The 12,002-nt window shown below is 49.4% G+C and carries 11 protein-coding genes; all 11 read left to right on the forward strand.

Annotated features, from left to right (window positions below; all coding sequences use genetic code 11):
• Window positions 1–3 precede the first annotated feature (3 nt).
• Window positions 4–906, forward strand: a complete 903-nt coding sequence (rsmI, locus tag ACI0FR_RS02560) for a 16S rRNA (cytidine(1402)-2'-O)-methyltransferase (protein ID WP_404907307.1) — start codon at window positions 4–6, stop codon at window positions 904–906.
• A complete protein-coding gene (locus ACI0FR_RS02565) occupies window positions 903–1,274 on the forward strand; it encodes a YraN family protein (protein WP_374829107.1) in 372 nt (123 codons plus the stop codon). The genes rsmI and ACI0FR_RS02565 overlap by 4 nt, the downstream gene beginning before the upstream one ends.
• A 136-nt stretch (window positions 1,275–1,410) precedes the next feature.
• Complete coding sequence (gene cysG, locus ACI0FR_RS02570; protein WP_404907310.1) at window positions 1,411–2,853, forward strand: siroheme synthase CysG; 1,443 nt, start codon at window positions 1,411–1,413, stop codon at window positions 2,851–2,853.
• Between the two features lie 23 nt (window positions 2,854–2,876).
• Complete coding sequence (locus tag ACI0FR_RS02575) at window positions 2,877–3,179, forward strand: DUF2849 domain-containing protein (RefSeq protein WP_374829109.1); 303 nt, start codon at window positions 2,877–2,879, stop codon at window positions 3,177–3,179.
• Between the two features lie 17 nt (window positions 3,180–3,196).
• Window positions 3,197–4,867: a nitrite/sulfite reductase gene (locus tag ACI0FR_RS02580; RefSeq protein WP_374829110.1), complete on the forward strand. Its 1,671-nt coding sequence runs from the start codon at window positions 3,197–3,199 to the stop codon at window positions 4,865–4,867.
• Window positions 4,857–5,612: a phosphoadenylyl-sulfate reductase gene (locus ACI0FR_RS02585; protein WP_374829111.1), complete on the forward strand. Its 756-nt coding sequence runs from the start codon at window positions 4,857–4,859 to the stop codon at window positions 5,610–5,612. The genes ACI0FR_RS02580 and ACI0FR_RS02585 overlap by 11 nt, the downstream gene beginning before the upstream one ends.
• Entirely contained in the window at window positions 5,609–6,121 is a 513-nt protein-coding gene (locus ACI0FR_RS02590; RefSeq protein WP_404907313.1) for a DUF934 domain-containing protein, read from the forward strand. Before ACI0FR_RS02585 ends, ACI0FR_RS02590 begins: the two co-directional genes overlap by 4 nt.
• A gap of 81 nt (window positions 6,122–6,202) precedes the next feature.
• A complete protein-coding gene (locus ACI0FR_RS02595; protein WP_374829113.1) occupies window positions 6,203–6,493 on the forward strand; it encodes a Dabb family protein in 291 nt (96 codons plus the stop codon).
• 205 nt (window positions 6,494–6,698) lie between these two features.
• Window positions 6,699–6,944 carry a hypothetical protein gene (locus ACI0FR_RS02600; RefSeq protein ID WP_184223333.1) on the forward strand — a complete coding sequence of 82 codons (246 nt, stop codon included), beginning with the start codon at window positions 6,699–6,701 and terminating at the stop codon, window positions 6,942–6,944.
• A gap of 168 nt (window positions 6,945–7,112) precedes the next feature.
• Window positions 7,113–10,898 (forward strand): methionine synthase, encoded by a 3,786-nt coding sequence (gene metH / locus ACI0FR_RS02605; RefSeq protein WP_404907315.1) that lies wholly within the window; start codon window positions 7,113–7,115, stop codon window positions 10,896–10,898.
• A 260-nt stretch (window positions 10,899–11,158) separates the two neighbouring features.
• Entirely contained in the window at window positions 11,159–11,866 is a 708-nt protein-coding gene (locus tag ACI0FR_RS02610; protein WP_404907317.1) for an autoinducer binding domain-containing protein, read from the forward strand.
• The last annotated feature ends 136 nt before the right edge of the window (window positions 11,867–12,002 follow it).

A 12,002-nucleotide genomic window follows, 5' to 3' on the forward strand; every position in this document is an offset into this window, starting at 1 on the left:
CTGGTGCAAGACGAAGTTAAATCGCGTGATTATGTCATTGGTGGTGTTCCGCAACGGGCACGCCCTTTGGAGCCTGCGCTTTATATTGTCTCGACCCCCATCGGCAATTTAGGTGACATGACCCTGCGTGGGGTGGAAACCATTGCCGGTGCCGATATTCTGGCTTGCGAAGATACCCGTGTTACACGCGTGCTGCTTGATCGTTTTGGTGTTACCCGCCGCCCCATAGCTTATCATGAACATAATGCTAGTGAAGCTGGGCCAAAGCTGATTGCGGCTCTTTTAGAGGGCAAAAGTGTTGCACTTGTCTCTGATGCCGGTACACCGCTGGTCTCTGATCCAGGCTTTCGCTTGGTGGGTGAAGCGCGTAACGCAGGTATTAAAGTGGTTCCAGTGCCGGGTGCTTCCGCTGTTCTGGCAGCTCTGACCGCCACAGGCCTGCCGACCGACACATTCATGTTTTGCGGGTTTTTACCGCCGAAACAAGGCCAGCGACGTGCGCGGTTAGAGGCACTGAAAGCCATTGATACCACGCTGATTTTCTTTGAATCACCTAACCGTGCCGCAGCCGCTTTGAGCGATATGGTGCATGTGTTTGGTGAAACCCGCGAAGGCGCTTTGTGCCGTGAGCTGACCAAAGCCTATGAAACGGTTGTCACGGCTCCTTTGCGTGAATTGTCTGAAACCTATGACGGTGAAGACCGTATTCGCGGCGAGGTGGTTTTACTGGTGGCGCCACCCGAAGAACAGGCTGTGGTGACCAGTGCCGAAGATATGGACAAATTGCTGTTGTCTTTGGCGCAAGAAATGCCTGCCTCCAAAGCTGCTGCGGAAGCTGCCCGTATGACGGGGGCGAAAAAATCTGATCTTTATCAGCGGCTGATTGCGCTTAAGAGCGGCGAATGAATAAACTCAAGGAAAAGCGCAGAAAAGCATTTTCCTTAGGTCACCGTGCCGAATTTCTGGCAAGTCTTATCCTGATGCTCAAAGGCTATGCCATTGTCGAGCGTCGTTATCGCACCAAACTTGGCGAGATTGACCTGATTGCACGCCGCGGCAATCTGGTGCTGATTGTTGAGGTGAAGGCGCGGGCAGAAACTGCATCGGCGATGGATGCGGTGGATATGCAATCCATGCGCCGCATAGAAGCCGCGGCCGATTTATGGCTGGCACGACAGCCTGATTATGCGCAGCTTTCCTTGCGGTTTGATTTGATCATCGTGCGCCCATGGCGTGTGCCACGGCATTATCCAGCCTTTTTCATCAGTCGATAATTCGGGAATTAAAAACCTCAAGCTTGTGCAAGCGCAGAAAAGCAATTGCTATTTGCCAGCCTGCCGCGCAAGCGCATTTCTTATCAAGTGAGTGCCTTCAAGAGATACTATTGCTATCTTTTGAAAGGGCGGTGCAATGTCTCGGTCTGGGTCTCGATCTGGTTCTCTTCTGGCTGATTTTCCGGTTTTTTTCCGTGTGGCTGAAAAGCCGGTGCTGGTGATCGGCAATGGTGAAGAAGCCCTCAATAAAATCAGACTATTGCATCAGACGAAGGCGCATATCCGTGTGGTTGCTGATAAGCCTGAACCTGTTCTGGCCGATTTTTTACGTGATACCGCCCTTGAGCATTTATCGCGGGATTTGAAAGACACGGATTTTCTGGATGCCAAACTGGTTTTTATTGCAACCGAAGATGAGGCAACAGATCGCGCACTAGCAATGCGCGTTAAAGCGCATCGCATTCCGGTCAATGTCGTTGATCGCCCGCATCTTTGCGATTTTCTCACTCCCGCTATTGTTAATCGTGCACCTGTGACCATTGCGATTGGTTCGGAAGGGGCAGGGCCTGTTTTGACGCAAATGATCCGTGCGCGGATTGAGGCGATGTTAGCGCCGCAATTGGGTGCATTGGCGAGACTGGCGGTTGGATTTCGTGATCAAGCCGAACGGCTCATTGAAAAAGGCGCGGCAAGGCGCGGGTTTTGGCGCGGGTTTTTTGAAGGTACGGTCGCAAAAGCCATTGAACAAGGCGATGAGAAGGCCGCGCATCGTGCAGCCAGCGCTTTGTTGCATGAAGCAGGGGCACAAAAACAAACTGGCTTTGTGCGCTTGGTGGGGGCAGGCGCTGGTGCCGAAGATTTGCTGACTTTACGCGCTCAACGTGCACTGATGGATGCCGATATTATTATTTATGATGCGCTGGTGCCGGAAGCTATTGTTGCGATGGGCAGGCGTGATGCCGAGCGGGTTTTAGTGGGAAAACGCAAAGGCTGCCATTCCAAAAGTCAGGATCAGATCAATCAGTTACTGATTGATCAGGCGCGTCTTGGTAAACAGGTGGTGCGGTTAAAATCCGGCGATCCATTGATTTATGGTCGTGCAGGCGAAGAAATGGCAGCACTGAGAGCCGCAAACATTCCGTTTGAAGTTGTGCCCGGCATCACCTCTGCTTTTGCGGCTGCTGCCGATATGGAATTGCCGCTGACATTGCGCGGCGTTGCTTCATCACTGATTTTCACCACCGGTCACGATATGCATGGTGAGACCTTGCCGGATTGGGCGCGACTTGCCGTTTCAGGCGCCACTATCGCCATTTATATGGGGCGCAGTGTTGCCGGTGATGTGGCTTCTCGTTTGATGAGTGCTGGTTTGCCTGCTGATACGAGTGTTGCGGCCATCGAAAATGCCAGCCGTCAGGACAAACGCTTGTTTCATGGCACATTGAAGGATTTATCCGGCTTGAGTTTACGTGATGATTTGAGCGGGCCGGTGATGGTGATTATCGGCGAGGCGGTAGCCGGTGCATCCTTGCAAAATACAGAACCTCTAAGCCTGCGTCAGCAATTTGCTGCGGCTTGAAACATTCAACAGGAGCGAAAAACATGGTTGTAAAAGTTCTGACTGCCAATCGTTTGCTGGATGGTGTGGTTGTATGGCTTGGCGCAGACGGCAAATGGCAAAATTCTCTCAAAGGCGCATTAGTCGCTCGCCATGCGCAGGCCGTGGAAGCATTGGAAGCGGCAGGTCGCGCCGCCTCGCTTTTTGATGAAGTGGTGGATGTCAACCTGATCGATGTGGAAGACAATGACGAAGGCTTAAGCCCTTTACGTCTGCGTGAACGCATCAGATTGAGCGGCCCGACCATTATCCATTTTGGCACGGCTAAAGTTGCCGCTTCCTATTAAATTTAAAAGGCCAGACTATGTATCGTTATGACGAGTTTGACCGCGATTTTGTTAAAGCGCGTGTTGCCCAGTTTAAAGATCAGGTGGAGCGTCGCCTCTCAGGTGAAATGAGCGAAGACCAGTTTAAACCATTGCGGTTGATGAATGGTCTCTATCTGCAATTGCATGCCTATATGCTGCGGGTGGCTATTCCTTATGGCACTTTGTCATCACGCCAAATGCGCAAGCTTGGTTCGATTGCGCGGCGCTATGATCGTGGCTACGGCCATTTCACCACCAGACAAAATATCCAGTTCAACTGGCCAGCCTTGAAAGATGTGCCTGCCATATTGGATGAATTGGCAGAAGTGGAGATGCATGCGATCCAAACCTCGGGTAACTGCATCCGCAATGTGACGGCCGACCATTTTGCCGGTGCAGCTGCCGATGAGGTAGCAGATCCTCGACCATTTGCCGAAATTTTGCGGCAATGGTCGTCGCTTCATCCGGAATTTTCCTATCTGCCGCGCAAATTTAAAATTGCGATTGTTGGTGCTGACAATGATCGTGCTGCCATTCAGGTGCATGATATCGGCTTGCAACTGAAGAGAGACGAAAAAGGCGCATTGGGCTTGAGTGTCTATATTGGTGGCGGACAAGGACGCACGCCGATGGTGGCGCGTAAAATCCGCGAATTTTTGCCCGTTGAAGATATGCTGACTTATATCACGGCAATTGTGCGGGTTTATAATCTGCATGGGCGGCGCGATAATAAATATAAAGCGCGTATTAAAATTCTGGTGCACGAAACCGGCATTGAAGAATTGACGCGCGAAATTGAAGCGCAATGGCAAGACATTCGCCACACGAATTTGAAGCTGCCGCAAGGTGATATTGATGCCATTCAGCATTATTTCCAAATGCCGGATTTGCCGGAACGGGCAGAAGGCTGGGCGTTATTGGCGCAAGCACAAAAGCTGGATGAAAATTTCAGTGCGTGGGTAGCGCAAAATGTAACGCCCCATAAACATCCCGATTATGGCGTCGTGACAATTTCGCTAAAACCCATTGGCGGTATTCCAGGGGATGCCAGTGCCGAACAAATGGAACTGATTGCCGATATTGCCGAGAAATATTCGGTTGATGAAATTCGTGTCAGCCATGAGCAAAATCTGGTACTGCCGCATGTGGCTTTGGCAGATTTGAAGGCAGTTTATGATGCTTTTAAAGATCAGCAATTGGTGACAGCCAATGCAGGGCTGATTACCGATATCATCGCTTGCCCCGGTCTTGATTATTGCTCGCTCGCCAATGCCCGCGCTATTCCGGTGGCTCAGCGTATCAGCAAACGTTTTGGCGACCATCAGCGCCAGCTTGATATCGGCGCTCTTAAAATTAAAATTTCGGGCTGCATCAATGCTTGCGGCCATCATCATGTCGGCCATATCGGCATTTTGGGCGTTGAGAAAAAAGGCGAGGAACTTTACCAAATCACTTTGGGCGGTTCGGCTGATGCTCATACCAGTATCGGCGATATTGTCGGGCGTGGTTTTTCCTCTGAAGATATTGTCGATGCGATTGAAAAGCTGGTGGATGCTTATCTCGACGTGCGGCTTGACCGGAGTGAAAACTTCCTGACCACTTATCGCCGTTTGGGGGCAGAACCTTTCAAACAAGCACTTTATGGCGAGCCTGCTTATGCCGGTTGAACTGTACCTGAACCATGAGACGCGGGTGGCAGCACAAGCGAGGCTGCTGGAGCTAAGTCATGGTGCGCGTGAGCCGCAGGCAATTATCGAGCAGAGTTATCAGACTTTTGCAAATAATGGCTTGGCGCTGGTTTCGTCTTTCGGGGCGGAATCGGCCGTGCTTTTGCATATGGTGGCGTCAGTTGATCAGAGCATTCCGGTTCTGTTTCTGGATACCGGCAAACATTTTACCGCGACGCTGGAATACCGTAAACAATTGACGACAAATCTGGGCTTGCAGAATGTGCAGGATATCACGCCGCTTCAAGAAAATTTGAAGCGTGATGATCCCTATGGCGCTTTATCGATGACCGACAAAGATCGCTGCTGTTTTTTGCGCAAAGTTGAGCCGATGACGCGCGCTGTTGCGCCTTATCAAGCATGGATGACAGGGCGCAAACAGTTTCAGGCAGCAACCCGTCAGCAACTACCGGTTTTTGAAGCGGTGGGGGTGCGTATTCGTATCAACCCTCTGGCACATTGGAACAGCGATGATTTGTTAGCCTATATGCGGCATCATGATTTGACCGTGCATCCGCTGACTCTGCAAAATTATCGTTCCATCGGCTGTATGCCTTGCACGCGCCCTGTTGAGGAGGGCGAAGATCAGCGCGCAGGGCGTTGGGCTGGCTCGGATAAGGTTGAATGCGGCATTCATTTGAGCGATTTGAGCGAGCAGCTGGAGCAAAAAGGAGTGTCAAAATGAGCGCGGCTTATTTGTGGACGGCAGATGGTTTCAAGCCGGATGATTATCAAGCCTTAGATGATTTATCAGACGTAACAGATGCCGAAGCTGTGCTATTGCCGCTTCATGTCTGGGTGGAAAAGAGCGAAATATTGCTTGCTCAAACCAACCGTAAACTGGGTGTGCGTGTCGGCTCAGGTGAAGATGTTAATCTTCTGTTTCAATCTCTCGATCGGTTGTCGCTGATTGCACTGGATTTTCCGGCTTTTAATGACGGTCGCTCTTATTCCAAAGCAGAGCTTTTGCGGGCACAAGGTTTTAAAGGCGAACTGCGTGCTGTGGGTGATGTGCTGATCGATCAGGCCGCATTGATGCTGCGTGCAGGTTTTGACACGCTGGAAGTGCACCATCCTGTAACAGTTAAACGTTTGCAGGAAGGCGCACTGGTCGATACGCCGCATTATTATCAACCGGGCTCGGGTTCTGTACCTATAAAAGGTGAATTTAGCTGGCGCCGTTTCAGGGAATAAACATATTCGGACATTAAAGCATTTTCGTTTTTGCTTATATGGGCTAAGAAGCCTTTATATCATTTAAGGGAAGTGGTGAAAATGATCCGTCATATCGTGTTTTTTAGCGTCAAAGAGGGACAGGACATTGATGTCGTGCGTGAAGGGCTGGAACGTTTGAAAGCCATTCCGCATTCGGATTTATTCGAGATTTTACCCAATAGCAAAGTTGACCCGATGTGCGACCGGATTGATCTGGTTGTCTACGGCGAGTTTAAAGACGAAGCCGCTTTGTTTGCATTTAAATCTGACCCGATCTACACTTCGACAACAGAATATGTTCGCCCGATGCGCGAAATGCGCTTTTCTGCGGATGTGGAAACCAAGCTTTAAACACAATGCTGGTGCTTAATTTACTGTGGATTTGCTGATTTTATCGCGAAAACCACACTGTTTCTGTGCTGACTGCCAACAGAAATGTTGAAGAATGACAAGAATAGTGATTGTGTAAGCGCTGGGTTGATTAAACTTTTCGCATTCGGCGTATGAACAATAAATCTTCCGGCCTCTTGTCAGGTCAATCAATCAGGAAATTCAAATGGACGATTATGAAAAATATGCCACAGGTCTGATGATCGTATTCGGCGCTCTGATCATTGGTGGTCTGATGGCTGTTAATATCGTCGCGCATGACAAGCCGGGCTTTTTGTTCGCGTTAGGTGCTGCCGTTGTGGCTTGGTTCTCAGCTTTTGCAGTTATTTTTGACAAACCGCGCCTTTATGGCGTGATGATTGCAGCGGCCATCGCATTAGTTGGAGCTTCGATCACCGCTTATGTCACTTGAGCCTATAGGGACGGTTTTCATTTGGTTTATCAGCAATAACCCTGGTTCGGCCGGGGTTATTGCGTTTAAGGCCGCCGTATAAAAACAACAGTGATAAATTTGACATAAAGATATGTTTATGTCATTAAATCAAAAAAATGATACCCTTGATAAGGTCTGGTGATTCTTATGACGTCTTCTCTTGACGATCTTTTTGGTGCTGTTGCACCGCGTACCGATGGTTCTGAAATTTTCACAGGCTTAAAAAAAGCTGCCAGTGAACGTATCATGATCCTTGACGGTGCGATGGGAACCCAGATTCAGGGCTTGGGCTTTCACGAAGAACATTTCCGTGGGTCACGGTTCGTGGGCTGTGAATGCCATTTGCAGGGCAATAACGATCTGTTGACGCTAACCCAGCCAAAGGCGATTGAAGATATTCATTATGCTTATGCCATGGCTGGTGCCGATATTCTGGAAACTAATACATTCTCCTCCACCTCCATCGCACAGGCCGATTATGGCATGGAGCATGTGGTTTATGAGCTGAACCGCGATGGCGCACGTCTGGCGCGTCGCGCCGCTTTACGAGCAGAGAGCCAAGATGGCCGCCGCCGTTTTGTCGCTGGTGCCTTGGGCCCGACAAACCGCACCGCCTCGCTTTCGCCGGATGTGAACAATCCGGGCTATCGCGCCGTGACCTTTGATGATCTGCGCATTGCCTATGCCGAGCAAATCCACGGCTTGATTGATGGTGGTGCAGATATTATTCTGATTGAAACCATCTTTGATACGCTGAATGCCAAGGCTGCAATTTTTGCCTGCGAACAGGTGTTTGAAGAAAAGCAGATCCGTCTGCCTTTGATGATTTCCGGCACGATCACCGACTTATCTGGCCGTACACTTTCCGGCCAGACCCCAACTGCCTTCTGGTATTCTTTACGTCATGCCAAGCCGTTTTCCATCGGGCTTAACTGTGCGCTTGGTGCTAATGCCATGCGCGCGCATCTGGCCGAAATTTCAAGCGTTGCTGACACGTTTGTTTGTGCTTATCCAAATGCCGGTCTGCCAAATGAATTTGGCCGCTATGATGAAACGCCGGAAGTGATGGCGGCGCAAATGGAAAATTTTGCCCGCGATGGTCTCGTCAATATTATGGGCGGCTGCTGCGGCTCGACGCCGGAACATATTGCGGCGCTTGCAGAAGTGGCTAAAAAATACAGCCCACGCAAACCGGTTAAGCTTGAGCCGTTGATGCGCTTGTCCGGCCTTGAGCCATTTACACTCACCAAAGATATTCCTTTCGTCAATGTCGGCGAACGTACCAATATCACCGGTTCTGCCCGTTTCCGCAAACTCATCAAAGAAGGTGATTTTGCCACCGCTTTGGATGTCGCGCGCGATCAGGTGAATAATGGTGCGCAGATTATTGACATCAACATGGACGAAGGGCTGATCGACAGCCAGAAGGTCATGGTTGAATATCTGAACTTGGTGGCATCAGAACCTGATATTGCCCGTGTGCCGGTGATGATCGACAGTTCCAAATGGGAAGTCATTGAAGCCGGTCTTAAATGTGTGCAGGGCAAGCCGCTGGTTAATTCCATTTCGTTGAAAGAAGGTGAGGAAGCTTTCATCCATCATGCCAAGCTGGTGCGCGCTTATGGTGCGGCTGTGGTGGTGATGGCTTTTGACGAAACCGGTCAGGCGGATACGCTTGAGCGTAAGGTCGAGATTTGTACCCGTGCTTATAAAATTTTGACCGAAACGGTTGGCCTGCCACCGGAAGATATTGTCTTTGATCCGAATGTCTTTGCGGTGGCGACCGGTATTGAAGAACATAATAATTACGGTAATGATTTTATTGATGCGACCAAGATCATTATTGAAACCCTGCCGCATGTGCATGTGTCGGGTGGTATTTCCAACCTGTCTTTCTCCTTCCGCGGTAATGAGCCTGTGCGTGAAGCCATGCATGCGGTTTTCCTCTATCATGCCATTCAGGTTGGTATGGATATGGGGATTGTGAATGCGGGTCAGCTGGCAGTTTACGAATCCATTGATCCGGAATTGCGTGAGGCTTGCGAAGATGTGGTGTTGAACCGTCGCTCTGATGCGACCGAACGTTTGCTTGAATTGGCCGAGCGTTATCGCGGCACGGCTGGCAAAGAAGCCAAAGCTAAGGATTTGAGCTGGCGCGAGTTAAGCGTTGCGGAGCGTATTTCCCATGCGCTGGTCAATGGTATCACTGAATTTATTGAGGCCGACACTGAAGAAGCCCGCCAACAGGCTGAGCGTCCGCTGCATGTGATTGAAGGCCCGTTGATGGCCGGCATGAATGTGGTAGGCGATCTTTTCGGTTCGGGTAAAATGTTCCTGCCGCAGGTGGTTAAATCTGCCCGTGTGATGAAACAGGCTGTGGCTGTTCTTTTACCCTTTATGGAAGAAGAAAAACGCTTAAACGGTGGTGACGGCGAGCGCCAAACTGCCGGTAAGGTGTTGATGGCAACCGTTAAGGGCGATGTGCACGATATTGGTAAAAATATCGTCGGCGTGGTGTTGGCCTGTAACAATTATGAAATCATTGACCTTGGCGTGATGGTTCCGGCCGCTAAAATCCTGCAGGTCGCGCGTGAGGAAAATGTCGACATTATCGGCCTTTCCGGTCTGATTACGCCGTCGCTGGATGAGATGGTGCATGTGGCATCCGAAATGGAGCGTGAAGGGCTTGATCTGCCATTGCTGATTGGTGGTGCCACCACCAGTCGCGTGCATACAGCGGTGAAAATCCACCCGAAATATGAGCGTGGGCAAACCGTTTATGTGGTGGATGCCAGCCGTGCGGTTGGTGTGGTTTCGCAACTTTTGTCGCCGGATGCCAAGGCTGGTTATGTTCAATCGATCAGAGATGAATATGCCAAAGTAGCCGCAGCCCATGCGCGCAATGAAGCCGAAAAGCAGCGCCTGCCATTGGCAAGTGCGCGCGCCAATCCGTTTAAAATTGATTGGAGCAACTATCAGCCGCCGCGTCCAAGTTTCCTTGGCACCAAGGTGATTGATGATATCGATCTGGAAACCTTGTCGAGCTATATTGACTGGACACCTTTTTTCCAGACATGGGAACTAAAGGGACGTTTTCCGGCGATTTTGGAAGATGAAAAACAAGGCGAAGCCGCACGTCAGCTCTATGATGACGCGCAAAGCATGCTGAAAAAAATCATTGATGAAAAATGGTTTGTGCCACGTGCAGTGATCGGTTTCTGGCCAGCCAATGCGGTTGGCGATGATATCGAGCTTTATACGGATGAAAGCCGCAAGGAACATTCCGATACGTTCTTCACACTTCGTCAGCAATTGTCGAAACGTGGTGATCGCCCGAATGTCGCGCTATCAGATTTTGTCGCACCGAAAGACAGCGGCAAAGCCGATTATATCGGTGGTTTCGTCGTCACTGCCGGTATTGAAGAAGTGGCGATTTCCGAGCGTTTCGAGCGCTCCAATGATGATTATTCGGCAATTTTGGTCAAAGCTCTGGCCGACCGTTTTGCAGAAGCTTTTGCCGAAATGATGCATGAGCGTGTGCGCAAAGAATATTGGGGTTATTCACCGGAAGAAAGCTTAAGCAATGAAGAATTGGTGTCGGAAGCCTATCAGGGCATTCGTCCGGCACCCGGTTATCCGGCACAGCCTGATCACACCGAAAAAACGACCTTGTTCCGTCTGCTGGAAGCCACCAACACGACCGGTGTGGAACTGACCGAAAGCTATGCCATGTGGCCGGGTTCTTCTGTGTCCGGTCTCTATATCGGCCATCCGGATAGTTATTATTTTGGTGTAGCCAAAGTGGAGCGTGATCAGGTGGAAGATTATGCAAAACGTAAAGGCATGAGCATTGAGGAGGTCGAGCGCTGGCTTGGACCTATCCTCAATTATATGCCGGAGCAGGCCGGACAATCTAAGGAATCAGCTGCTTAATTTGCCATTTTTATTAAAAACAAGGCCTGAGAATTGTCATTATTCTCAGGTCTTGTTTGTTTTTGACCATAATTATCTTTGTTTTTTGAAATAAGATAAAAACTATACAACTACGAATGATAGCCTGTTTATTTAACTTGTGTTACTGTCAAACTGTATAGCATTACCTATATTTATTTAAATTAATTAAGCTTGATTGAATATAAATATTGATATTCCGGTATAAATTCGGAAGTTGAAAATAACACGGGGTTTAAAATATGTTATGGGAAAGAATTTACAACGACGTAAAGTCGGTGGATGATGCTGCATGCCTTTTGAAGGTGATTGCGGATTTTGCTGTTCAATGTGGTTTTGATTATTGCACCTATAGTATCAGTATTCCTGCATTGAACTCGAAATCGAAGTTTTTTCTTTTTGATAATTGTCCGCCATCATGGGGGGAGGAATATCGCGCCACTAATGCTCATGAAAATGATCCGGTCATCCGTAAGGGTATGAAAAGCAATCAACCTGTCATCTGGTCGGAGGCGGTTTTTGCAGATGCCGCGCCGCTTTGGCAAAAAGCGCGACAATCAGCGCTCAATATCGGCATTTCAGTGCCGTGCTGGTCAGCGCATGGTGTGTTTGGCATGCTGAGCTTCATCCGGCGTGAAAAAGCCATCAGTGATGAAGAATTGCAGGTGCTTTCCACCAAAATGCAGGTGATCGGCAGTCTTATTCATTTGTCGATGTATCAGCTATTGGAGGTGGAAAAAAACACCGGTATGCAGGATGTGACGCTAACCGCGCGCGAACGGGAAATTTTGCTCTGGACGAGCGAGGGCAAGACCGCTGAAATTATTGGCGCGATCCTCAGTATTTCCACCCGCACGGTTAATTTCCATATCAGCAATGTTTTGGCTAAACTAATGGCGGTCAATAAAGTGCAGGCGGTGATGAAAGCCCGCACACTCGGACTACTCTAATTGCATGATTGCCTATAGCGGTTTGGTCTGTAGGTATTTTTGAATTTCTCTATCTCACATGATTATGCGCAGGACAGATTTTCGTCCCTCAAGTCTCTGACCAAAGTGTCATCGAAGACCGCAATTTTAAAAATCA

Origin of the sequence: Paenochrobactrum sp. BZR 201-1 (assembly GCF_044987585.2) — a bacterium.
GTDB lineage: Bacteria > Pseudomonadota > Alphaproteobacteria > Rhizobiales > Rhizobiaceae > Paenochrobactrum > Paenochrobactrum pullorum.

Bases quoted from the DNA above. Each gene is read 5' to 3' on its own strand.
- ACI0FR_RS02565 (WP_374829107.1), top strand. From the start codon at position 903: ATGAATAAACTCAAGGAAAAGCGCAGAAAAGCATTTTCCTTAGGTCAC.
- cysG (WP_404907310.1), top strand. From the start codon at position 1,411: ATGTCTCGGTCTGGGTCTCGATCTGGTTCTCTTCTGGCTGATTTTCCG.
- ACI0FR_RS02575 (WP_374829109.1), top strand. From the start codon at position 2,877: ATGGTTGTAAAAGTTCTGACTGCCAATCGTTTGCTGGATGGTGTGGTT.
- ACI0FR_RS02580 (WP_374829110.1), top strand. From the start codon at position 3,197: ATGTATCGTTATGACGAGTTTGACCGCGATTTTGTTAAAGCGCGTGTT.
- ACI0FR_RS02585 (WP_374829111.1), top strand. From the start codon at position 4,857: ATGCCGGTTGAACTGTACCTGAACCATGAGACGCGGGTGGCAGCACAA.
- ACI0FR_RS02590 (WP_404907313.1), top strand. From the start codon at position 5,609: ATGAGCGCGGCTTATTTGTGGACGGCAGATGGTTTCAAGCCGGATGAT.
- ACI0FR_RS02595 (WP_374829113.1), top strand. From the start codon at position 6,203: ATGATCCGTCATATCGTGTTTTTTAGCGTCAAAGAGGGACAGGACATT.
- ACI0FR_RS02600 (WP_184223333.1), top strand. From the start codon at position 6,699: ATGGACGATTATGAAAAATATGCCACAGGTCTGATGATCGTATTCGGC.
- metH (WP_404907315.1), top strand. From the start codon at position 7,113: ATGACGTCTTCTCTTGACGATCTTTTTGGTGCTGTTGCACCGCGTACC.
- ACI0FR_RS02610 (WP_404907317.1), top strand. From the start codon at position 11,159: ATGTTATGGGAAAGAATTTACAACGACGTAAAGTCGGTGGATGATGCT.